Origin of the sequence: Mangrovibacterium marinum (assembly GCF_003046625.1) — a bacterium.
GTDB lineage: Bacteria > Bacteroidota > Bacteroidia > Bacteroidales > Prolixibacteraceae > Mangrovibacterium > Mangrovibacterium marinum.
In genome coordinates this window covers 147,533-170,481 of record NZ_QAAD01000002.1, presented here as the reverse complement: position 1 = coordinate 170,481, position 22,949 = coordinate 147,533, and the positions used below count along the sequence as shown (strand labels likewise).

The window sequence follows — 22,949 nt, the reverse complement described above, 5'->3', positions numbered from 1 at the left end:
TTTTGATACCGACGGGGAAAGTTAACCGAAAGCCAGCCTTTTTGTTAATTTTCCCCGTCGGTCGTTTGGGAAGCTGCCTTTCGAGCAGCTTTTTTATGTAACTTGTGCCGGATAAAAAATCCCGAGAGCGGATTTCCATTGAATTGACTCTGTTATTATGAAGAAAATAGCGATACAAGGAATTGCGGGTTCCTTTCATGAAGATGCTGCACGCAAATATTTCGGCGACGAAGAAATTGAAATCGTGGAGTGTCGTTCCTTTCAAAGTGTTTGTGAATTGGTTGATTCCGATCAGGTGGATATTGCCGTAATGGCTATTGAAAACTCCATCGCCGGAAGTATCCTCCAGAACTATTCACTCATCCGCGACTACCATTTGCATGTCATTGGCGAAACGTATGTGCATATTCAGATGAACCTGATGATGTTGCCCGGAGCGCAAAAAGACGATGTTCAAACCATCTATTCGCATCCGGTAGCCATCCGTCAGTGTGCCGAGTATATTGAGAAGTATTTCCCCAATGCCCGGATTATCGAAAATCAGGACACTGCCATGTCCGGAAAAATACTGTCGGTCGATCAATTAACCGATGCCGCAGCAATCGGGAACCTGCGGACAGCCGAGATTTATGGGTTGAACGTGCTGGACAGCGGTATCGAAACCAATAAGAAAAACTATACTCGTTTTTGGGTCCTCAGTAAACACCCCAAACAAAACGGCGGAAGCAACAAAGCTTCGTTGGCTTTCGAAGTAGGACATTATTACGGTGCCTTGGCACGGGTTCTCAATATTTTTGCCGAAAACGAAATTAACCTGCTTCGCATCCAGTCCATTCCAATTATTGGCAAGCCCAACGAGTACACCATTCATGTGGATGTCGAGTACAAATCGGAGCAAAATTATGAGAAAGCGATCCATCGGGTCTTGAAAAATGTGTCGAGTTTGTCTATTTTAGGCGAATATGTTCGAGCAGAAATCGAAATCACGAACCAGTAAAAATATTTGATATGAGCAAAATAGGATTGTTTTTTGGGCCGGAGAAAGGGTCGGTTCATCGCGTAGCTGAAAAAATTAAAACAGCAATTGGTACCGATTTGGTGGATTTGGTGTCGGTAAATGATGCCTCAGCGGCCGATTTGGAAAAATATGATAAGGTTATCTTTGGAATTTCTACCGTAGGAAAAGAAACCTGGGATTCGGAATATTCCAATACCGATTGGGCCAAGTTCTTTCCCGAAGTTTCCAAAGTGGACTACACCGAAAAAGTCCTGGCTATTTATGGCCTGGGCGATCATATAACCTATCCGGGACATTTTGTAAATGCCATGGGGCGTTTGTACAAGGAAATCAAAAAGACAACTCCCGAGGCGAAAGTCGTTGCCCCGGTTGACCCTTCAGCCTACGAGTTTGAAGAGTCCGAAGCGGTGATCGATGGTCAATTTGTTGGTTTACCGGTTGATGAAGACTTTGAGCCCGAAATGACCGATGAGCGCGTTGTTGCCTGGGCCGCAGAAGTTAAATCAGCATTCGGCCTTTAATTCCGAAAATAGCAGGGGAAGGTCACCGAGCTCGCATTGGGCTCTGTGACTTTCATCCTTTTTTATGCGATCGGCTTTACAGAAGTCGACTTCTCTTATCTTGAAAAATACGCGTTTAACGCGATTCCTACATCTACAGTAAAATGAGCACACCTATAAGTCGTGAGTTAGTTGATCAGTGCATTTCACGCCTACGTATTGATGAAGTTGGAAATGCAACGATTCGTGAAGTCGTAGCATTGGTCAACGCAATTGAAGAAGAAAGTCCGGAAAAGTTTGTCCGCATGGAGATGGGCATCCCCGGATTGCCGCCGGCAAAAGTTGGCGTTGAAGCAGAAATTGAAGCACTGAAAGACGGTGTGGCTTCAAAATACCCGATGATTGATGGTATTAAGCCGCTGAAGGAAGAAGCCTCGCGCTTTGTGAAGCTGTTCATGGATGTGGATGTGAAGCCGCAAGGATGTATTCCATCGGTAGGCTCCATGCAGGGAACTTATGCTGCCTTCATGGTGTCCTGTCATCTCGATCCGCAAAAGACCACGGTGTTGTTTATCGACCCGGGATTTCCGGTGCAAAAACAACAAATGTTGGTGATGGGCTGCCCCTTCGAAACCTTCGATGTATTCAACTACCGGGGCGAAGCATTGCGGGCCAAGCTGGAAAGCATCCTCAGCAAGGGCCATATCAACTCCATTGTGTACTCAAACCCCAACAACCCCAGTTGGATCTGCTTTACCGAAGAAGAACTAAAGATAATCGGTGAGCTGGCTACCAAGTACGACATCATTGTGATGGAGGATCTGGCTTACTTTGCCATGGACTTCCGGCGCGATTTGTACACGCCCGGTGAGCCTCCTTATCAATCAACTGTAGCTCGTTATACCGATAACTATGTGCTGTTTATTTCCAGCTCAAAAATATTCTCCTATGCCGGACAACGGATTGGGATCATGGCCATTTCCGATGCCTTGTATAACCGCGACTACGAAAACCTGAAATCGCGCTTCCACAGCAATACTTTTGGCAATACGGTTACACAGCGCGTGTTATATGCCCTCTCTTCGGGGACCAGCCATTCGGCACAACATGCCTTGGCAGCCATGTTTAAAGCAGCCAACGATGGGCAGTTTAACTTTGTTGACGAAGTGAAGGAATACGGCGAGAAAGCCAAAATCATGAAAGATTTATTTGTGAAAAACGGCTTTCAGATTGTTTATGAGAAGGACGGCGATCAGGCTGTAGCCGACGGTTTCTACTTCACAATCGGCTATCCCGGAATGACCGGAGGCGAATTGCTGCACAATTTGTTGTATTATGGCGTTAGTGCCATAACGCTGAAAAATACCGGAAGTGAAAAAGAAGGACTTCGGGCTTGTGTGTCGCATGTGGCACGTTCGCAGTTCGCCGATCTCGAAAAACGCTTGCAGCAGTTTCATCAGGATTATCCCCTGAGCTAATGATCAAAGGACGCAGATGACGGGTATAGGAGCAGGATATAAGCAAACATTCGATCAACTCCGGGAGTTCTTCGCCTCCCGCGAACCGGTAAAGCTCAAAAAAGGAGAGATTTTTCTGGATTACGGCGAGCCTAACCGAAAGCTGGGGCTGCTGCTAGATGGATTGATGTATGCCTCCTATACCTCCGAGTCGGGCCAGGAATGGATATCCCGCTTCTTTTATTGCCCCGATAACGGGATTATCTCAAGCCACGAAACGTTTATGACCGGGCGCGAGTCCAATGAAATTATTCGCGCTTACGAAGACTCCGAACTAATCTATATCGATCGTAACGAATACGAAGATCTGCTGGAACAAAGCCCCGATCTTCAGCGGCTGGCCCGCATTATGGCCGAAGAAAGTTATGTGCAGGCGCTGCGTCGTGTACATTCGCTCCAGTCGCTTTCGGCCTCGCAACGTGTTAAAATGTTTGTCAAGGAACACAGCGAAATTGTTAGCCGTGTGCAACGTCAACACGTCGCATCTTATCTGGGTATCCATCGGAATATCTTTACCCGCATTCTCAATAAAATCTGATTTCCCTTTTGCAACAATTGTTGCGGTACGTCCCGTTTGTTTAAGGTTATTTTGTTTGAAGATGAACAAAAATGATTCGTCATGCACGACTTTTCATGTTGTTCGACAGGTTGACATTTTGTCATTTTTTATCTCAAAAATTATTGAAAACTTTAAGTGTCGCAAAGATTATTGATCGAATAAAAAACGGGGATTATGGCAAAAGTTAGAGGCGCTGTGGTGGTCGATATTGAAGCATGCAAAGGTTGCGGCCTTTGTGTGGTGGCATGTCCTCACCAGGTATTGGCGCAAAATAAACAGGTAAACAGTCGGGGGTATCATTATTCATTTATGGAACATGCCGAAAACTGTATCGGTTGTTCCAACTGTGCAGTGGTTTGTCCCGATACCTGTATCACGGTGTACCGTGTGAAATCGGAAAAAACTGTTTAATTTAAAATTGAAGAGTGATGGGAGAATTAAGATTAATGAAAGGGAACGAAGTCATTGCCGAAGCCGCCATTCGTTGTGGTTGCGATGCCTACTTTGGTTACCCGATTACCCCTCAGTCGGAAGTGATGGAAACCCTGATGGCGCGCGAACCGTGGAACCAAACCGGCATGGTTGTGTTGCAGGCCGAGAGCGAAGTGGCCTCCATCAACATGGTTTACGGAGCTGCCGGTGCGGGGAAAAAAGTGATGACTTCCTCCTCCAGCCCGGGTATTAGCCTGATGGCCGAGGGGATTTCGTATATCGCCGGGGCCGAGCTTCCCTGCGTCATTGTTAATGTTCAACGGGGTGGGCCCGGGTTGGGAACTATTCAACCCTCGCAGGCCGACTATTTTCAGTCCACCAAAGGAGGTGGCCATGGCGACTACCGGCTGATTGTACTGGCACCTGCCTCGGTACAGGAGATGCACGATTTTGTTGGACTTGCTTTCGAGCTGGCTTTTAAATACCGCAATCCGGCGATGATCCTGGCCGACGGCGCCATTGGGCAAATGATGGAAAAGGTGGAGCTGGGCGAATTTGTAGCCCGCCAAACAACGGAGCAGGTTGATGCGCAATACGGTTCGTGGGCGACAACCGGAAAGAAAAAATCAAGGGCCAAAAATGTAATCACTTCCCTCGAGCTCGACTCGGCTCTGATGGAGCAGAATAACCTGCGTTTTCAGGAGAAGTACCGGAAGATGCAGCAGGACGAAGTGAGCTTCGAAGCTATTCGCTGCGAGGATGCCGACTATGTGTTGGTGGCTTTTGGTTCATCAGCCCGTATCTGTCAAAAATCGGTCGAGCTGGCTCGTGCTAAGGGCATAAAAGTAGGCTTGTTACGTCCCATTACCCTGTTTCCCTTTCCAAGCGAGCCTATTGCCCGCCTGGCCAAGCAGGTAAAAGGATTTATGACCGTTGAAATGAACGCCGGACAGATGATTGAAGATGTGCGTTTGGCCGTTAACTGTGCCGGCGAACGTAATCCGGTGCACTATTTTGGCCGCTTGGGCGGAATTATTCCAACCCCCGGAGAGGTGGTTGAGGCTTTGGAACAAAAACTGATTGGAGGCTAAGCAATGGATGTAAAAGATATTATCAAAGAAGAAAATCTGGTGTATTCGAAACCCAGCTTGTTGTCCGACAAAATTACCCACTATTGCCCGGGATGCAGCCATGGCGTTGTGCACAAATTGCTGGCCGAGGTAATCGAAGAGCTGGGGATCCAGGAAAAGACCATTGGGGTGTCGCCGGTGGGCTGCGCCGTGTTTGCCTATAACTATATCGAGATCGACTGGCAGGAGGCTGCTCATGGTCGGGCGCCCGCGGTGGCAACAGGAATCGCCCGGGTCGATCCGGACAAAGTGGTTTTTACCTACCAGGGCGATGGCGACCTGGCCTCTATCGGTACTGCCGAGATTATGCACGCCGCCAACCGGGGCGAGAATATTGTTGTCGTGTTCATCAATAATGCCATTTACGGAATGACCGGCGGACAGATGGCACCAACTACGCTCCTGGGGCAGGTCACAGCAACCACGCCTTGTGGGCGCGACCTGGAACGAAATGGCTACCCGCTGAAAATTACCGAGCTAATTGGTCAGCTGCCCGGAGCGGCTTATGTAAGCCGGCAATCGGTACATACTCCCGCAGCGGTGCGTAAGTGCCGCAAAGCTTTGAGAAAATCCTTCGAAAATGCCATGGCCAAAAAAGGAACTTCCTTTGTCGAGGTGGTCTCCACGTGCAGCTCGGGCTGGCGCTTGTCGCCCGTTGAGGCCAACAAATGGATGGAAGAAAATATGTTCCCCTTCTATCCGATTGGAGATATTAAGGATGGCCAAAAGGCGGAAGCCGGAGACTTTATGCAGCAAAACCTAAAAAATTAATGAACATGACAGAAGAAATTATTATAGCTGGTTTTGGCGGTCAGGGCGTGTTGTCGATGGGCAAAATCCTGGCTTACTCGGGCGTCATGCAAGGGCAGGAGGTAACCTGGTTTCCCTCGTACGGACCCGAGATGCGTGGCGGAACAGCCAATGTGACGGTGATCCTGAGCGATAACCGGATCAGTTCGCCTATTCTGCACGAGTTCGATACGGCGATCATCCTCAATCAGCAATCGCTCGATAAGTTTGAGGCTGAGGTGAAGCCGGGAGGAACCCTCCTGTACGACCCCAATGGCATTGTGCACCCGCCAACACGCACCGACATCAATATTTATAAGATTGAAGGAACGAAAATCGCTGCCGATATGGGGAATGTGAAAACCTTCAATATGGTGGTGCTTGGAGCCTTTTTAAAGGCCAAACCGATTGTGGCTCTGGAAAGCATTCGCAAAGGGCTGGAAAAATCCTTGCCGGAACGGCACCATAAACTCATTCCGATGAACCTGCAGGCGATTGAAGCCGGACAGCAGCAGATGGAGGAAGTTCATATCATCTGATTTATTCGTTGATCACCGATATTTATATGAGCCTGTCTTGTTCGCAAGGCAGGCTTTGTCGTTATCATTTAATGACGGCTTCCCCAACGGCTGGTGAGCTCGTTATCATTTAATGACGGCTTCCCCAGTGGCCGGTGGGCTCATTATCATTTAATGACGGCTTCCCCAACGGCTGGTGAGCTCGTTATCATTTAATGACGGCTTCCCCAACGGCTGGTGGGCTCATTATCATTTAATGACGGCTTCCCCAGCGGCTGGTGGGCTCATTATCATTTAATGACGGTCTTCCCCAATGGCTGGTGGGCTCATTATCATTTAATGACGGTCTTCCCCAATGGCTGGTGGGCCCGTTATCATTTAATGATGGTCTTCCGAACGGCCGGTGAGCGTACTAATAATGGGCAGGAATGTGATTGTGCATGAAGTTCAAATGGGGCCGTGTGTCGTTGTTTGCGCCAGTAGAAAGGCATAAAACGCCGAAGGAGAGATGATGATGTTGAAATAGAAATCCCCCGGAGCTTGCTGCGTCCAAGGGATTCAGTTTGGTTGTGTTTGCATAAGTCAGTCTCTTACAATGAAATTAGTGAGCGGCCACTTTTTTTCCAACATTGTTGGTATGACGGACAGCTCTTTTCAGATGATCCGTAGTGTCCTTAATTTCCTTCTCAACTTTGTGCTTCAGGTTTTTTACCTGGCTTTCAATTTCATCCAGTTTGTGATGAACTGAATCTGAAATTTCATGGGTCATTTTTTGGGTTTTCCGCATCAGTTTTTTGCGGGTGCGGCTTCCTTTATTCGGGGCGTAAAGAATTCCGCTAACGGCACCGGTTGCAGCTCCTGCTGCAAGTCCGGTTAAGAGATAGATCGCTTTGTGCATATTGGTTGTATTTAATGTGAAAAATTAGACTTACAAATCTTTTATACGTAACCGGAGGCCTTTTGATAACGCTTTAGCGTAATTTTCTGACGATTAACCCCGCCCGGTAGGACAAAATACACGCTTTGATCAAAAGTAGAAGTGAAAAGACAGGCTCTGAAAGCTCCGGGACGCGGTTTTAACGAAACAAGCGGACTATTTACTGTTGAATATGTCGATTGACAAAACAGGGCTACGACGCCGCAAAGCAATGGTGAGACGATAAAAGTATATATTACCCTTATTTCGTATATTGTAGTCGATTTTAAAAGAAATCGGAACAATTATTTCACGTACTAACATTAAAAAAAACTAATCGAATCATGTTTAAAGTTTGGAAAGTCAGTGGGCTGCTGGTGGCGGTTTTATGGCTGTCGGCAGTGCAGGCGCAGACAAAAATTGAACTTCAATTGAATAAACCCGGCCCGAAAATTCAGCCTACGATGTGGGGAATTTTCTTCGAAGACATCAACTTTGCGGCCGATGGTGGGCTGTACGCCGAGCTGGTGAAGAACCGCTCGTTTGCTTTCGACGATCCCTTGATGGGCTGGAAAAGCTACCGCAAAGATTCACTTCGGATTATTAACGAAACCGGCGCATCAACAGCCAGCCGTTTTGTGCGCTTGTTGCCCCTGAAATCGTCGCAAAAGAACTTCCTTCAAAATGAAGGCTTTCGGGGAATGGGCTTCAGCGAAGGAGAAGAATACCGCTTGACGGTGAATGCGCGTGTTCCTGAAGGGAATGAGCAAGAACTTAAAGTTGAACTTTTAGGTGATGATAAAAAGCCCGTTGCCGAATCGGTTGTCACGATCGACAGCAACGATTGGGGCAAAAAAGAACTAATCCTGAAGGCACAGGCAACTGCCGCGAAAGGGAGTTTGAAAATCTCTGTTGTTGAAAACGGAAGCGTTGATTTCAAATTTATTTCCTTATTTCCTGTTAAAACATTTAAAAATCGACCCAATGGTATGCGTTTGGACTTAGCCGAAAAACTGGCTGCGTTGAAGCCGGGCTTTGTGCGCTTTCCAGGTGGTTGCATCGTGGAAGGACATCACCTGGATTTACGCTACCAGTGGAAAAAAACAGTGGGTAACACCGAAGACCGCGAAACCCTGATCAACCGGTGGAACACGGAGTTCAGACATCGTTTTACGCCGGATTATTACCAAAGCTTCGGGCTCGGATTTTATGAGTATTTCCAGTTGGCTGAAGATCTGGGAGCCGAAGCCCTTCCGATTCTGAATTGTGGCATGGCCTGCCAGTATAACACCGGCGAGTTGGCTCCGCTGAACGAAATGGAACCCTACATCTCGGATGCCCTGGATTTAATTGAGTTTGCCAATGGCGATGCAACAAGCACCTGGGGAAAGCTGCGCGCCGAAATGGGACATCCGGAGCCTTTCAACCTGAAATACCTGGGCATTGGTAACGAGCAATGGGGAGAACAATACCTGGAGCGTTACGATATTATTGCTGAAAAGGTGCATGAAAAATATCCGGAAATAGAGCTCGTCTCCGGTTCGGGCCCCTCATCCGATGGCGATCAGTTCGAGTATCTGTGGAAAGAACTCAAGAGCCGTACCGCCAATTTAGTTGACGAGCATTACTACAAAGACCCGAACTGGTTTTTCAACAATGCCAAACGCTACGACAACTACGAGCGTGGCGGATTGAAGGTGTTTGCCGGAGAATATGCCAGTCATACCCGCGTGGAAAACCAGGATCCCAGTTCGAACAATAACTGGTTGGCAGCTTTGTCGGAAGCGGCTTTTATGACCGGTCTGGAGCGCAATGCCGATGTGGTGCAGATGGCCTCGTATGCGCCTTTGCTGGCCCATGTTGATGCCTGGCAGTGGCGTCCCGACCTGATTTGGTTCGACAATCTGAAGTCGGTGAAAACGCCCAACTATTACGTGCAGCAGATGTATTCAACTCACCGCGGCGATTATGTGGTGCCGGTTGTGTCGGGTGGCGACGTGTTGGCCGGTCAGGATAGCTTGTATGCCAGCGCATCGGCCGACCAGGCTGCAAAAAAAGTGTATCTGAAACTGGTGAACTCTTCAGCTCAAAGCAGAGCCGTGTCCATTGCGCTGAAAGGTGCGAAAACGGCATCGAAAGAAGTGACTGTGACAACGCTTTATCAGCCGGATTTAATGGCATACAACAGCTTGCCAAAGCCCGATGTTGTTGTTCCGCAAAAAAGTACTGCCAGCATAAAAGGAAGCAGCCTGAACCTGGAACTCAAAGCTCAGTCGTTTGTGTTGGTTGAACTGACGACGAAATAAGCGAAGTTGGTTCAGAAACGCTGAAAGCCTTCGGAGATTTCGTTGTGCTGTTGTCTTGTTGTCGTTGTTTTCACAAGTTGTCGGGGTGTCATTCCCAAAAGCATTAACCAGCAAGAATGACGTTCGATCATTGCCAAAAAGTCGGGAGTCGGTTGGCCTGGTTTTATCGAGTGTTCACACTCGAAAATGCTATAAAGAAAAGAAACAGAGTGATGTTTCTTAAGAGGCAGGAATCAAACGAAAAGCTTCCTTCAATCCCGGAGGGATGCTAGTTGGGTAGCTTAACGAAGACGGGGAGAAATTCCGTCCCGTATGGGACGGGACAATCTTCGTGTTATCGTTTGTGCTACCCAAATTATACCCTTTTACAGGCTAATTTATACTTTGAAATAGGACGGTATAATGCCGATAGACTGAAAAAAGGAGCATTGGAACGAAGTGATACGATGCGACACTTTTGAAGCTAATCGGTATTGAATGGCTAAAGCCATTGCTGAAAGAGTAAAAAACCGTCCGGTAGGACAAAAGATCCGAATTGCGCAAAAGTAGGAGTGAAAAACAGCTCGGGCCGGGGCAAGCCTAACAACAAAAGTTGGCGACAGGATGAGTCTTTGCTCCTAGGTTGAAGCTGAACCGCGATTCAATACATCCCCGATGCGGTTTAAAAATCGCATCACCCGAATTGATGTTTACAACAAACACAAACGCCCATTTTACTCTCCCCTGAATTAAATCAATCCGAACGGATCGATTCAATTCTGTCCCCTCTCTGCGCGCAGAGCGGGGGAACCCCGAAGCAGCAGGTAGATTGCAAAGAACGCATCAACGAATAAGAAGGCGTTTCGATCAATGCCAATAAGTTGGGAGTCGGTTGGCCTGTTTTTATCGAGACCTCCATCAAACGGAAAGCTTAGAGAATCCGGGAAGCTCCGTCGTGAGACGGAGATCACCCGGATGAACTTAGCTTTTCGGCAGATGAAGGTTGAAGATAAAAATCAGCCATGACCTTTTTGTTTCGTTTTTGTGTCACTACAAAAATGAAAACCCGTCCGGTAGGACAAAAGATCCTATTTTATACAAATTAGAATTGACGGAACGCTCGCTTAAGTGTCGAAAAAGGGACTTTCACAGAAAAAGGTGTTTATCGGAGAATATTCGCGATAAACACCTTTTCTGTTCAATGGAGGCATCCGGGCGATGAGCACTGCTGTTGGTTGCAGCAATACTGCTCCAACATTGTGGCGAACAGCAGGTGGCAACCATTTACCGCCAGTGCGGGTTGAATTACTTTATTTCAGCCTCGGGCTTTTTCCACTTCGATTTTTGTTTGACTACGAACACGGCCCCCAATAGGATGGTAAACGCCCCCAGTAAGCTAAATGCGGTAAAACGTTCACCTTCAATCCAGCTAACTTCCATACTGGTTAAAATAGCCATGGTGACAAAGGTGATGGTGGGATTTAGCAGAAGTATGATGCTTACCTTGTTGGCTTGCGTGTATTTTAAAGCTAATGACAGTGACCCGTAAGCAATCAGCGTATTCAGCCCCAGAAAGATCAGCAGTATCCACCAGCCTAAACTCAGGCCGCTAAAGTTGTTGAAGTTGACAAATGGCAAGTAAGCAACTGCCGGAAAGCCGAACAGAAATAAGTTGAGCGTATCCGTGGAGTACTTTATAACGAGTTTCTTCTGCATTACGGCATAAGCAACCCACGAAACAGCAGCGCTAATCGCAAACAGCACTCCAATGTTGTAGGTGTTTTTTTGATCAAGCATCTGTTGAAGCTGCTGACTGTAAAAAATGCCAAACCCGATTGCCGCCAAAATAAACCCGACAATTTGGATGCGGCGAAGTTTCTCGTTGAAAAACAGCAGCCCGGCAATGGTCAGCAATACAGGGCCAAGTTGGGCAATCAATTGGGCATTGCTGGGGCTTGTGTAATTTACCGCCTGCATAAAGCCAAAGTAATTCCAAGCCAAGCCTATTGCCGCTATGAGTAGCCAAAACGGAGGTTTTGCGAGGATCTTAAGCTCCGATGGTTTCTCGATCAGATGCCATATAAGCAGCACGGTGAAAGCCGTGGTGAAACGAAACCAGACGATAGTCTGTGGTTCAACTTTTTGAACCGCTATTTTCAGAAAGATTGCCAGAAAGCCCCAGAATAAGGCCGTAGTGCAGGCAAATAAAATTCCTTTTTGGTTGTTGTTCATGCGTAGAGAACAATGGAGATGTTGAATGAGTTGCGGATGGAACGATAAAATAAGCTGATTCCCGAATGTGCTTGTCCTGTTTAGTCCAAGTGACCGGGAAGACGACTTATTGAAAGCTTGTTGAAACGACAGCTAATCGTATTGCACGGTAACTCCTCGCATTTATTTTAAGTAGCAGGAAAAAAGCCATCGAAAATTCCGATGGCTTTTTGAATGATTTATCGGAGCTGAGCTCCCAGTTCTTTTTCGAAGGTTTTAATCAACCGGGCCATGATCTTTTCAATCTGTTTTTCATTCAGCGTTTTCTCGTCATCGCGCAGGATGAAGCTCACCGCGTATGATTTTTGGCCTTCCGGAACACCTTTACCTTCATAAACGTCAAACAGGTCGACCTGGCGCAATAGTTTGCGTTCTTGTTTAAAGGCAATCTCGCTGATTTTGCTAAAGCGAACAGCTTTGTCGATCAGCAGAGCCAGGTCGCGGCGAACCTCCGGATATTTGGGTAGTTCGCTGAAGCTTGTTTTGGTATTCTTGTGTTCCAAAATCAGGTTGCCAACGTTGATATCGGCATAATAAACCGGATTTTCGATGTCGAATTCTTTTTGAAGCTTACGGGCAACAATCCCAAATTCGGCAATCTTACGGCCATTATAGGCGACATAGCACAAGCCTTCGGCAACAAGGTCGTTGTTAAACTCCTCGGTTTTCAGGCGGTGTGTCCCCAGCCCGAATTTGGCCAGCAAGTTTTCCACGTAGCTTTTTAGCTGGAAGAAGTTGCTGGCTGTTTGAGCCAGAGTCCAGCTCTCGCGTTCCTTTTGGCCGGAAATAAATAAGGCCAGATGTTCTTCCTCGCTGTATTTCTTCAGGGGCGATTCCGTTTGTTCCGATTCTGTTTTAAAGTAGCAGTTTCCAAACTCGAACAAGCGCAGATCGGCATTTTTGCGATTGGCGTTGTAGGCAATGGTTTCGAGCCCACCAAAAAGCAAGCTTTGGCGCATGCCGTTTAAGTCGGCGCTAAGCGGATTGAACAGTTTCACCGTATTGTCGTCCGACAGGCTTTCGCGATTTTCGTAATAGGCTGCTTTGGTCAGCGAGTTGGACCAGATTTCGTTGAAGCCCCAGGCCGCCAGCATATCAGCTGCTATGTTGCGTATTTTCACCGGGTTGGGCTGGGCGGCATATTGCAGCGAGGCATTCACTTTGGTTGGGATTTCTACATTGTTGTAGCCGTAAATGCGCAGGATCTCTTCAATCACGTCGGCTTCCCGTTTTACATCTACCCGGTACGGAGGAACGCTCAATGATAAGCCTTCTTCGGTTTCACGCTCAATCTTAATCTCCAGCGACGTCAGAATTGTTTTGATCATCGCTGCACCCAAATCTTTGCCAATCATACGGGTGATGTTGGCGAAGCTGACCTCAAGCTTGAAATCATCAATCGGCGTGGGATATACATCCTGAATGTTGCTCGATATTTTTCCGCCGGCCAGCTCCTGGATCATCAGGGCAGCGCGTTTCAGGGCGTAAATGGTATTGTTGGGGTCTACACCGCGCTCGAAACGGAATGAGGCGTCTGTGCTCAGTGCAAAACGACGGGCTGTTTTACGCACATAAACGGGATCGAAGTAAGCCGACTCGAGGAAAATATTTCTAGTCGATTCTTTTACGCCCGACTTAATTCCTCCGAACACCCCGGCGATGCACATCGGTTCTTGGGTGTTGCAAATCATCAGGTCGTCCTGGTGGAGCTCACGCTCAATTTCGTCCAGGGTGGTGAACTTGGTTCCCGCCGGAAGGGTTTGAACCACCACTTTCCCCCCGTTGATTTCGTCGGCATCGAAAGCGTGCAACGGCTGGCCGCACTCAAATAGCACATAGTTGGTAATATCAACTACATTGTTGATGGGTGAAAGGCCGATTGCTTTCAGTCGGTTTTGCAACCACTCCGGCGATGGTTTAATTTCCACTCCGCTGATGGTCACTCCGCAGTATCGCGGACAGGCCTCCGGGTTGATTACTTCAATGGGAATTTCCAATGAAGTATCATCAACTTTAAACGCGTCAACCGACGGTTTTTTATAGCTTACAGGTGTTGTTTTGCTCAGGAAAGCAGCCAGGTCGCGTGCCACACCAATGTGTGATGCGCCGTCAACCCGGTTGGGAGTCAGGTCAACCTCAATGCTGTAGTCCGACTCTACATTGAAATATTCGCTGGCCGGCGTACCGATAACAGCTTCCCGGGGCAGTACCATAATGCCGTCGTGGCTGGCGCCCAGGCCAATTTCGTCTTCCGCGCAAATCATTCCTTCCGAAACTTCACCGCGGATTTTCGATTTTTTAATCTTGAACTCCTGATCTCCATCATACAAGCTTGTACCAACAGTCGCAACCACAACTTTTTGTCCGGCAGCAACGTTGGGGGCTCCGCAAACGATTGGTAAAAGTTCGCCCGTGCCTACGTCAACTGTTGTTTTACTCAGGTGATCGGAGTTCGGGTGTTTTTCGCAAGTAACAACATGCCCGATAACGAGCCCGCGCAAGCCGCCTTTAATGCTTTCTACTTCTTCAATGCCGCCTACTTCCAATCCGGTCTGGGTTAAAATATCTTCCAGTTGCTCGGGGCGAAGGTCAGTATCGATATAATCTTTTAGCCACTTGTATGAAATATTCATAGTTCTGTTTTTATGCTGAAATTCATCAGTTTATTTTTCGATAGAACGGAGTTGAACGCTCCATTTAAAGTCCGACAAAAGTAAACAATTTTTAGGGCGGGGCAAAGAATGAGATCAGGAATAATTATCGGGCGGAAGCATTCATTTGACGGGGGGTTTCAACTGCGAAATTCGATCTGAAGAGTCCTTGTTTTGCGGGGCGAAAACAGAGGAATGCCCCGCATTTATTTGGAACATTGGCGTGTTTTCAATCCTTTTCGAATGGCCTCGAAAAGCAACTGGGCATCAACCGGAATGCTCAGCACATCGACACAACCGGCTTCCAGGGCCTTTTCGCGCTGGTCGAGCAGGGAGTGCGCCGTAAGTCCGATTATTGAACATTTACAGCAGAGTTTTGTCATCTGCCGGATCAGTCGGATATTTTCTTCCGGCTCGGTGTTCAGGTTAATCAGAATGATGTCCAAAAAGCAATGCTCACCCATCAGCGAAAGGACATCCATGTCGGTGCCCGACGTGATAATATTGGCCTGTGTGGCTGCCAGCAGATTTTTGTGCAGGAACAAGCTGTTGGGGTCGTTGTCGATCAGCAAAAACCGATAATTCGAAAAATCGGGCAAACTAGCCTTTGGCTGGTTGTCGTCGGCCAGGCTTTGCTGGCTGGCTCGGGCTACCGGAATTGAAACCCGGAAGGTGCTTCCACGCCGCGGCTCGGAGCTCAGTGTTAAGCTTCCATGCAGCACCTGAACCAGGTGTTTGCAGATTGCCAAACCGATGCCGATTCCCTGAAAATGCCGGCTTGGACCCTCATCGCCTTGCCTGAAAAAGTCAAAAATAAGCTCTTTCTGATCGTCGCGGATGCCAATTCCTTCATCTTTTATCGAGATGGATAATCGGTTGTCCTTTAGGGATATTTTATACTCGATAGTTCCCTTTTTGGTGAATTTTAGCGCATTTTTAAAAAGATTGAAAAAGATCTGGTTGATTTTATGCTTGTCGGCAATGAAGCATTGTTCCTGAAAATCGCTGTCGGGACTCAACACAATCCGGATTTTTTTTGAGCGGCTCGAGTTGGCCGTCAGCTCGTTCATAAATGCTTTGTGCTGAATCAGCAAGTCGAGTCCGCTAATAAAATCTTCCCGCACTTTAACATCCGACTTGCGCCCGACCGATAAGCTAATGATGTCTTCCACAATCCGAAGTAGATAGTTGCCGCTTTCCGATATTTTGCGGGCAAAGCGATGCACTTGCTGCATGTCCATCTTTTTGTGTACAATCAGATCGCTGAAGCCAAGAATATGATGAAGCGGCGTTCGCAGTTCGTGGTTCATGGTTGCCAGAAAGGCCGATTTCTGACGGTCGCTTTCTTCAGCTCGTTGTTTTGCAATAATCAGCAGTTGGTGATCATGCTGGGCGGTTAACGCATTGCCCATGATGTTGGCAACCGTTTGCAGCAACTGAATGTCGGAGTTCGACCAGGTTTTATAGTTCGAAACCGAGTCGAAACCTAAAAAGCCCATCAGGCCTTTTTTATTGAGCATGGGAACCACCAGCAACGATTTGATTTGTTGAGCCTCCAGTATTTCTTTTTCGGTGTTGGCTTCCGGGGGCATCTGTGCTACATCGTAAATGTAGATATGCTTTTTGTTGTTCAGCTGATTCATCCACCACGGCAGGGTCGAGCAGGGGAGCCCCTGTAAGTTCTCAATTTCGGGGCTGATGCCGGGGGCACACCATTCGTGGGTGTTATCCATCATCTCAAGCTCCGGATGAATCTGAAACAGGTAGCTTCGGTCGATCTGACAGAAGTTGCCGATTTTTTCGAGCGACTGGTTGATGGTGGCATCCAGGTTTTCGAAGCGGCTCTCCATGAAGTCGCTCGAAATTCCGGAAACCAGCTTTTCAATCTCGTAACGGTAATTCAGACTTTGGTTGGTCTGCTCCAGTGCCGATCGGTCGAAAAAGGTGCCGGTGATCTGAGCAGGACTATTGTGCTCGTCCAGGGCACTAATCCTTCCGTTGATTTGCACATTTAGCGGACGACCTCCGCGGCTGTTTATCTGAAGGGTCTGCGCATACCAATTGTAGTTCGTCGAAAGCTGGCCAATAAGTGGTGTAATCCATTCAAACCCATCTTGTGGTTTAAGCTCCATCCAATTGGTGCCGGGGCTTACTGCTTCTTCATTCCAGGGCTGTTCCAGAATATCGGCGATCGTTTTGTTGATGAAAAACCTTCGGTCAGGCATCCGAACATGCCAGATTCCAATTCCCACGTCGCTATAAGTCTGTATTAGAAAATCAATTTCGGTTGAGTTGAAGAGCATTCAGTCTGTTGTTAATTAAAAGACGCAAATTACAGCATTTCTGTGAATAAGTCAATAAATAATTATGTAGTTTTTGAAAATGCCGACGGAAAACGCATTTGGGCGTGTAGGTTACCGGGACTGAATCTTGAAAATAACATCGAACCCGCTATCGGTGCTCGAGTTGTTGAGCTGAAGGAAAAGAAAGCGAAAAATTTCGTATTCCAGTTTCACTTCGTAGCCCGTGAGTGTCTCATTCGAGCTGTTTCGGAATTGCTGGGCATAGCTGACAAAAATATCCGGAGTGAGGTATTTCCCGACTTCCAGGCTGGCATCGTCGTTATTGTCGCGGGCTTTTAGTTGGATGTAATCCACATTAATCATGTTGCCCAGTAATTTGGTGAGTTGAGATGCCAGCAAGGATGCTGCGGCCGATGTTGCCATCGACTCGCCGGTCATTCCCGAAACATCATCCTGCTCCGAGCTGCTTAGTTCGTTTAGTCCGCGGCCAAAAACGATGTACGACAGCGCATCTCCTTCGGTAATACTTTGATCGTCGAGGGTGAACTGAATTGTCGGTTCCAAGGTTGTTCCCCCGACAGTTACGGCCAGGGTTTGCGACTCCCGGTCCTGGTGTTTCAGGCTGTAGCTTGCCGTTAGGTTGAGGCGCGGGTTAATGGTTTCGCCACCTTCGAAGGTGATGCTTCCTTCCGAAACTACGAAGGTGCGGCCAAAGAGCTCGTACTGGCCCCGCACCAGTTGGATAGCTCCAAAGATTTCGACATAACGGGGATTCTTCAAAATCTCCAGATCGCCCGACAGTTCAACGCGAAGGTTGGGATCTTTGATCCAGCTGTTTTTCGGGATCTTCAGCTTGATGCGGCCGGTTATATTGCTGAATGAGTCGTTGGGCAGACTATCGGCCAGGGCGATTGGTGGAAGGGATTGCGCAGCGCTGTCTGCATGAGTGCTCAGCTTTTCGAGCTCTTCAACCAGGATTGCTTTGGGAATTTCGGGCGTGTAAGCATGTCCCCAAAGATTCATGAGTGCCGGCAGGTAAATTTCGGATTGCGGAATCAACAGGTCACCATCAAAATAGACACTGTCTTTGGCTCCCCAAACCCGGGTGTCGCCCGATAGCTGCATGTTGATTTGCTTGTGGTTGATGGGGTTGAACTGATCAAATTTCAAATTCAGCCCCGATTCTTTGAGCTGTCCCAAATCCCAAACGATTTTCCCGCCACCGGTCATTGTTCCATCGCTGGTTGTTATGCCCAGCGTGTCGATGCTGATTGTGCTGTTGTTGATTGATGTTTTCAGTTCGATGGCCTGGTAGTCGATGCCGTATTGGGCAAAGCTGAGCCGGCCGTTATCCAGCTGAAGCGAGCCGCTTGGTTGGGGCGCGTTCAGGCTGCCACCGACGGTAAAACGACCGTTGATGAGGCCGCCGACCTGGCTGGCATGAATGAAGGGCTGTAGCAATGCCAGTGGCAAATCCCGGATTTCGGCTTTCGCATCGATGAGCGAATCTGCTGGGATAAGGGTTTTAAACGCCGACAGGTCAATTAGTACCGGTGCTGCTCCCTGTGCCGTAAATTCACCCTGGTCTTTTAAGGTGAGGGTTGAGCCGACATTCAGGCTCCCCGCTTTGTAGCCGAGTGTTGCTTCGGCCTGTTTAAAGTTGTAGTTGGCAATGGCTAAACTGTCGATTTGCAGGTGGCTATCCAGTATCGGTTGTTGTGCAGTACCTCCCAGCGCGATATTTAGCGCTGCAAGCCCTTTGATGTCGGTGCCAAGCTCCAGCGGGCGAAGTGCGGGCGCCAGCTTCAGCCCGGCGACACGCAGCTGCATGTCAAGAGCTCCTTGCTGGTTGAATATGCCCGCAAGGGTGATAGCCTCATCGTTCTCCGATAACAGCTCAAAATGATGGATCTGGTAGGATGTGCTGTCGATGACGAGCCGGGCGGGTTGCCGCAGTTGCCAGTTCTGCTTATAAACCGAGAGGAACCATTGGTCGAGATCTACCTTTAATTGTTCTTTCCAGTTTAACCGGGCATTCAGTATGGTGTTCACGAAATCGTTGTAAACCGCTGTTTGGAGAACGAGTGAGTCGTTGTGAATGGTGCTTTTGGCCGTAATTGAGTCGATGGCAAAATCACCTCCACTCAAATTCATCGCATTGAGGGCTGTCTCCATTTCGAATTGTTTTGAGCTGTAGTAGCCGGCAGCCTCCAGCTCGGCCTTTTCAATGTTGAAATCGGCATACTTACTGTTCTGCATAGTTGCGCGAGCTTTTATTAGCAGCGAATCGGGGCGGCCCCGGAGTTGAGCCTGTATGTTGGTATTGGTTGTCAAGTGCAGGCTGTCCGCCAGGTAGGCGCGGAAGGCATCGAATGAGTGAAGGTGGGAATGCAGATTCAACTCCGATTGTTCCTCGGGGCGGTATATTCCCTTGGCTGTAAGTTCGGCCGACTGATTCCGAAGCATCAGTGTGTCCAGGGTGATGAGTCCCTCGTTGACGCTGATGCTGGTGCTTGCCGTATCAATCGGAATCCCCACGAGCATGGAAGGAGCGATTTGCAGTTGAACGGTGCTTGTTAGCTTTTGCGGGTCGAATCCGCTGCCGCTGGCTAGCAGATCGAAATGCAGCGATGTCTCCAGACTATCGTTTTCCAGGAACGGCCTGAGGCTGAAAACCGACGCCTGAAGTGCGGCCTGGTAGGCGGGCTCGTTCAGTAAATGGTCGATTTGGGCTATTGCTGTCAGTGTGGCAAAATTTGTTTTTACATTCAGTGTCGTATGCAGGTTGCCGCTTCGGTAGTCGTGCTGGCTGCTTAGCTGCCCGATCTCATAGCCGGCAACCGACGAGTTGTAAATTTCAGCGTTGGCCTGCGCTGTCAGTGTTTTCGGATCGGTGCCTTCACCCTTTAGTTGAATCGTTCCGTTTAGCAGTCCCTGCAATTCGGTAATACCGCTCCACGCTTCAATGGCCACATTTTCGAAGCTACTGCTGAGCTGGTACTGTAAATGGATCGAGTCGGGCTTCGCGATCCAGGCCATCACGGGGAAAGCCTGAACGGTGAGTGTGACTTTCTGTGTTTCGGCGGTCAGGCTGATGGTTGTGTTTAGCCGATCGTTCTCGATTGTTGTTCTCCAGTCAACTTTAGGGTGAAGTTTGATCTCCAGCTGCGGCAGGGCGAATTGAAACTCATCGATTGTCAGGGGCGCTGTGTGCAGGTCGAGTGCCGATTGCGTGTTGGCGGCATAATGAGCCTGGGCGTTTAGCCTATTGTGTTTTGTTTGAAGCAGGAGCTCACTGAGCGTGACGATTCCATCAACCTGCCGGATTTTGAAGGTGAATTGTTCAAGCGAGAAGTTGGGGGCTGTGCAATCCAGTCGGAAGCTGTCGAGCGCCAGGCTTTGCTCGTTGGCGCTGTATTTTGCATGCAGCTGAACGTTAATTCCGTCAATCTTGCGGGGAAGCAGGCTGTCGGTTGCGGTGGTCTCAATAAATCCGGAATGCAGCTCGAACTGTTGCAGATCGATCAACCAGTTGAATGGTTGGCTGGCGGGAGTGCTGGTAGCGGGGCTATCCGGTTCTTTCAGTAAATTTGAAAAATTCCAGGTGGAATCGTTTTGCTGAACTAGTTTGATCTTCGGCTTACTGATGTCGAGCTTGGTAATGGTGACTTGCTTGTTCAATAATGACCACAATTGGTACTTTAGTTCCACTTGGCCGATGGTGACCATGGTGTCATTTTGCAGGCAAAGGCTAATCTGCTTCAGTCTGATATGGGTGAAGAAATCTCCTTCCAGCTCTTCTATTTTTAGTTCGGCATGCAGCAGTTGGGAGGCTTGTTGTTCTGCAATACGGGCAATTTGCTGCTTCACCGGTCGGGTTTGCAGTAGCAGAGCTGCCAGGCATAGCAAGGCGAGCAGGCTGCCAAGGGCCCAGGTCAGGATTCGAATTGCTATGTTGAAAAATCGTTTCATCATTTAATCTCCTAAAATGCTTGTCCAACGCTGATGAAAAACGCGGCAGATCGTTTTTCGTTCCACAAAGGCACACCAACATCGAAGCGGATAGGGCCAATGGGAGTGTCGAACCGCAGACCACCGCCGCCGGCATAAGCCAGCTCGTTTAGTTGGTATTGGAACTCGTCGACCCACACATTTCCGAAGTCGAGGAAACTCACCACGCTAAGTTTCCAGGCCAGGGGAATGCGCAACTCCACCGCTCCTTCCAATACACTGCTGCCTCCGAGTGGCTTTCCGTTGTCGCGCAGGGGGCCTAATTCGGAGTATTGCCAGCCCCGGATGGAGTTGGATCCGCCGGCAAAAAAGCGGTCTTCAACCGGAATGAAGTGATCGGCATCGCCCGAGTGGATGCCTCCAACCCGCAGGCGTGAGGCCAGCACCAGCGTCCCCATTTTCCGGTAGTGCCGGATGTCGGTCCAGATTCGCGAGTAGTTGTAGTCGCCGCCAAAGGCGTAGCCGTTCAACTTACAGGCCAGAGTGATGTTTAGGCCGTGGGTTGGTGAAAATTTGGGCTCCGAGCTGTCGTAAAAAACACTGAAGATAAAGCCCGACTTTTGGTAGGGGATGTCGTTTGTTGACGAGCCCAGACTGTCAACTTCGGCATCGTAAGTTTTTACCCGCTCCAAATAATAGTTGGTTTGAGCCGACAGTTGATCGGACAGCTCATTGGCTAATTTTACATTCAAACCCATATCCTGGATTTTGTAACCGGGCTCATTATTGCGGCTGATAAAGGGGTTTACCGTCAGCGATAGCCTAGGGTAGAGAAACTGAGGTTGTATCCAGTTTAAACTGACCTGGTAGGGTCTCAGCGCCGAGTGCTTTAATTGCATTTTCAGCCGGCTGGCGTCTCCCGGAAAACCTTTGTAAGTTAGTTCGGCAAAAGCTCTGAATTTATCCTCCGTGCCGTAACCCGCACCATATTTCGAACTAAGGCGGGGCGCTTCTTTTATGTAGATTTTCACCGGAACCGGTGTGTCGTGTTGTTGGGTGAGTTCGGGCTGAATGGAAAGGATTGAAAAAAGTTGCAGTTTGTACAACTTTTGACGGCTTTCGTCGATCCGGGATGTGCTGTAGATGTCACCCTCGCTGAAGAGAAGTTGCTTGCGGATGAATTTATCGTCGGTGTGCTTATTGCCATCGAGTTGTGTGGGGCCAAAATGGCACAGCGGGCCGGTGTTGATCAGGTAGTGGATGCTGACTTTTTGGGCGTCTTTATTGAGGCTTAATTGATAATCGGCCGTGGTGTATGCATAGCCGTTTCCGCTGAAGGCATTTTTTAGCAGGTTCAGGTCGCTGATCAACGCATCGTCGCTAAAGCGGCTGTTTGGCTGAAGTTGAAGTTTTGCTTTGACGGATCGAAATACCGAGTCGATATTGACAGCAGTAGAGGATGCAGTTTGGGAAATACTGATGGAGTCGATGGTAAAGGGCATCCCCTGTTCGATCCTGAAGCGCAGGTCGACCTTTTTCTTTTGATCGTTTTGTTTGATTGCTGCCAGTTCAATTGATACGTCAATAAAGCCTTCGCGCTGGTAATAGCGGGTCAGCCGCTCCAGATCGGTTTCCAGCATCTCCCGGTTGTACAGGGCGGGCTCTTTTTTGCTAAATGTTTTTTCGATGTACGACAGGGGGTGCATAACCATGGCATCCAACAGCAGATCATCGTCGATAGAATCGTTGCCCACGAAGTTGATATGCCGAATTTCGTAGTTCTCCTGAGCAAATACATGGCTGTTAAAAAACAGGAGCAGGGTAAATATTGCAGCAAGAATCAGGCGACGTTGCATGGGCTGTTTTTGGTCTTTGCTATTTAAAAACATTGGTTCCGGCCGAATGTTTGAATGCGCAATTTTTTTGCATTCTTGTTTTGTTAAAGATAGGAGAGTTGAGGGATTCTGCGAGCAAAAAAGTGACTTGTTTTCCAATTCTTATTCCGCTTTTCGAACTGATCAGAAGCGGATGTGGGATGCTGATTGCGGGGGGCTTCCCTGGTGGAGGCCTGAATGGTTGTTCATGGCATCATTTGCGGGGCAGGTTGTT

The 22,949-nt window shown here is 48.4% G+C and carries 15 protein-coding genes; 9 read left to right on the top strand and 6 right to left on the bottom strand.

The genetic code is table 11. The features are described 5' to 3' along the window. Positions 1 to 157 precede the first annotated feature (157 nt). The 8 genes from C8N47_RS02480 (at position 158) to C8N47_RS02445 (ending at position 6,484) form a co-directional block, all read left to right on the top strand. Positions 158 to 997, top strand: coding sequence for a prephenate dehydratase (locus tag C8N47_RS02480; protein WP_107820934.1), 840 nt, complete (start codon positions 158 to 160; stop codon positions 995 to 997). Positions 998 to 1,008: 11 nt separating this feature from the next. Further along, complete coding sequence (locus tag C8N47_RS02475; protein ID WP_107820933.1) at positions 1,009 to 1,539, top strand: flavodoxin domain-containing protein; 531 nt, start codon at positions 1,009 to 1,011, stop codon at positions 1,537 to 1,539. A gap of 143 nt (positions 1,540 to 1,682) precedes the next feature. Further along, a complete protein-coding gene (locus tag C8N47_RS02470; RefSeq protein WP_107820932.1) occupies positions 1,683 to 2,996 on the top strand; it encodes an aminotransferase class I/II-fold pyridoxal phosphate-dependent enzyme in 1,314 nt (437 codons plus the stop codon). A 16-nt stretch (positions 2,997 to 3,012) separates the two neighbouring features. Next, positions 3,013 to 3,573, top strand: a complete 561-nt coding sequence (locus C8N47_RS02465) for a Crp/Fnr family transcriptional regulator (protein ID WP_107820931.1) — start codon at positions 3,013 to 3,015, stop codon at positions 3,571 to 3,573. A 195-nt stretch (positions 3,574 to 3,768) separates the two neighbouring features. After that, positions 3,769 to 4,005 carry a 4Fe-4S dicluster domain-containing protein gene (locus C8N47_RS02460; RefSeq protein WP_107820930.1) on the top strand — a complete coding sequence of 79 codons (237 nt, stop codon included), beginning with the start codon at positions 3,769 to 3,771 and terminating at the stop codon, positions 4,003 to 4,005. 17 nt (positions 4,006 to 4,022) lie between these two features. Further along, positions 4,023 to 5,117: a 3-methyl-2-oxobutanoate dehydrogenase subunit VorB gene (locus tag C8N47_RS02455; RefSeq protein ID WP_245915658.1), complete on the top strand. Its 1,095-nt coding sequence runs from the start codon at positions 4,023 to 4,025 to the stop codon at positions 5,115 to 5,117. 3 nt (positions 5,118 to 5,120) lie between these two features. Further along, positions 5,121 to 5,927, top strand: coding sequence for a thiamine pyrophosphate-dependent enzyme (locus tag C8N47_RS02450; RefSeq protein ID WP_107820928.1), 807 nt, complete (start codon positions 5,121 to 5,123; stop codon positions 5,925 to 5,927). A gap of 5 nt (positions 5,928 to 5,932) precedes the next feature. Next, positions 5,933 to 6,484 (top strand): 2-oxoacid:ferredoxin oxidoreductase subunit gamma family protein, encoded by a 552-nt coding sequence (locus C8N47_RS02445; RefSeq protein ID WP_107821101.1) that lies wholly within the window; start codon positions 5,933 to 5,935, stop codon positions 6,482 to 6,484. A 580-nt stretch (positions 6,485 to 7,064) separates the two neighbouring features. Here the strand turns inward: C8N47_RS02445 and C8N47_RS02440 are convergent. Then, positions 7,065 to 7,361 carry a YtxH domain-containing protein gene (locus C8N47_RS02440; protein ID WP_107820927.1) on the bottom strand — a complete coding sequence of 99 codons (297 nt, stop codon included), beginning with the start codon at positions 7,359 to 7,361 and terminating at the stop codon, positions 7,065 to 7,067. Between the two features lie 362 nt (positions 7,362 to 7,723). On the opposite strand from C8N47_RS02440, the gene C8N47_RS02435 reads away from it, so the two are divergent. Then, positions 7,724 to 9,685 (top strand): alpha-L-arabinofuranosidase C-terminal domain-containing protein, encoded by a 1,962-nt coding sequence (locus tag C8N47_RS02435; RefSeq protein ID WP_107820926.1) that lies wholly within the window; start codon positions 7,724 to 7,726, stop codon positions 9,683 to 9,685. Between the two features lie 1,284 nt (positions 9,686 to 10,969). On the opposite strand, the gene C8N47_RS02430 is transcribed toward C8N47_RS02435, so the two are convergent. The 5 genes from C8N47_RS02430 to bamA all read right to left on the bottom strand — a co-directional run bounded on the left by C8N47_RS02430 (position 10,970) and on the right by bamA (position 22,729). After that, positions 10,970 to 11,896, bottom strand: coding sequence for a DMT family transporter (locus tag C8N47_RS02430; protein ID WP_107820925.1), 927 nt, complete (start codon positions 11,894 to 11,896; stop codon positions 10,970 to 10,972). Between the two features lie 218 nt (positions 11,897 to 12,114). Then, positions 12,115 to 14,568 carry a phenylalanine--tRNA ligase subunit beta gene (gene pheT, locus C8N47_RS02425; protein WP_107820924.1) on the bottom strand — a complete coding sequence of 818 codons (2,454 nt, stop codon included), beginning with the start codon at positions 14,566 to 14,568 and terminating at the stop codon, positions 12,115 to 12,117. 224 nt (positions 14,569 to 14,792) lie between these two features. Next, positions 14,793 to 16,889 (bottom strand): ATP-binding protein, encoded by a 2,097-nt coding sequence (locus C8N47_RS02420; RefSeq protein WP_107820923.1) that lies wholly within the window; start codon positions 16,887 to 16,889, stop codon positions 14,793 to 14,795. A 111-nt stretch (positions 16,890 to 17,000) separates the two neighbouring features. Continuing rightward, a complete protein-coding gene (locus C8N47_RS02415; protein WP_170111264.1) occupies positions 17,001 to 20,861 on the bottom strand; it encodes a translocation/assembly module TamB domain-containing protein in 3,861 nt (1,286 codons plus the stop codon). Between the two features lie 11 nt (positions 20,862 to 20,872). Next, positions 20,873 to 22,729, bottom strand: coding sequence for an outer membrane protein assembly factor BamA (bamA, locus tag C8N47_RS02410; RefSeq protein ID WP_107820921.1), 1,857 nt, complete (start codon positions 22,727 to 22,729; stop codon positions 20,873 to 20,875). Between the last annotated feature and the right edge of the window lie 220 nt (positions 22,730 to 22,949).

Coding starts and splice junctions, on each gene's coding strand:
- C8N47_RS02480 (WP_107820934.1), top strand. CDS start 158: ATGAAGAAAATAGCGATACAAGGAATTGCGGGTTCCTTTCATGAAGAT.
- C8N47_RS02475 (WP_107820933.1), top strand. CDS start 1,009: ATGAGCAAAATAGGATTGTTTTTTGGGCCGGAGAAAGGGTCGGTTCAT.
- C8N47_RS02470 (WP_107820932.1), top strand. CDS start 1,683: ATGAGCACACCTATAAGTCGTGAGTTAGTTGATCAGTGCATTTCACGC.
- C8N47_RS02465 (WP_107820931.1), top strand. CDS start 3,013: ATGACGGGTATAGGAGCAGGATATAAGCAAACATTCGATCAACTCCGG.
- C8N47_RS02460 (WP_107820930.1), top strand. CDS start 3,769: ATGGCAAAAGTTAGAGGCGCTGTGGTGGTCGATATTGAAGCATGCAAA.
- C8N47_RS02455 (WP_245915658.1), top strand. CDS start 4,023: ATGGGAGAATTAAGATTAATGAAAGGGAACGAAGTCATTGCCGAAGCC.
- C8N47_RS02450 (WP_107820928.1), top strand. CDS start 5,121: ATGGATGTAAAAGATATTATCAAAGAAGAAAATCTGGTGTATTCGAAA.
- C8N47_RS02445 (WP_107821101.1), top strand. CDS start 5,933: ATGACAGAAGAAATTATTATAGCTGGTTTTGGCGGTCAGGGCGTGTTG.
- C8N47_RS02440 (WP_107820927.1), bottom strand. CDS start 7,361: ATGCACAAAGCGATCTATCTCTTAACCGGACTTGCAGCAGGAGCTGCA.
- C8N47_RS02435 (WP_107820926.1), top strand. CDS start 7,724: ATGTTTAAAGTTTGGAAAGTCAGTGGGCTGCTGGTGGCGGTTTTATGG.
- C8N47_RS02430 (WP_107820925.1), bottom strand. CDS start 11,896: ATGAACAACAACCAAAAAGGAATTTTATTTGCCTGCACTACGGCCTTA.
- pheT (WP_107820924.1), bottom strand. CDS start 14,568: ATGAATATTTCATACAAGTGGCTAAAAGATTATATCGATACTGACCTT.
- C8N47_RS02420 (WP_107820923.1), bottom strand. CDS start 16,889: ATGCTCTTCAACTCAACCGAAATTGATTTTCTAATACAGACTTATAGC.
- C8N47_RS02415 (WP_170111264.1), bottom strand. CDS start 20,861: ATGAAACGATTTTTCAACATAGCAATTCGAATCCTGACCTGGGCCCTT.
- bamA (WP_107820921.1), bottom strand. CDS start 22,729: ATGTTTTTAAATAGCAAAGACCAAAAACAGCCCATGCAACGTCGCCTG.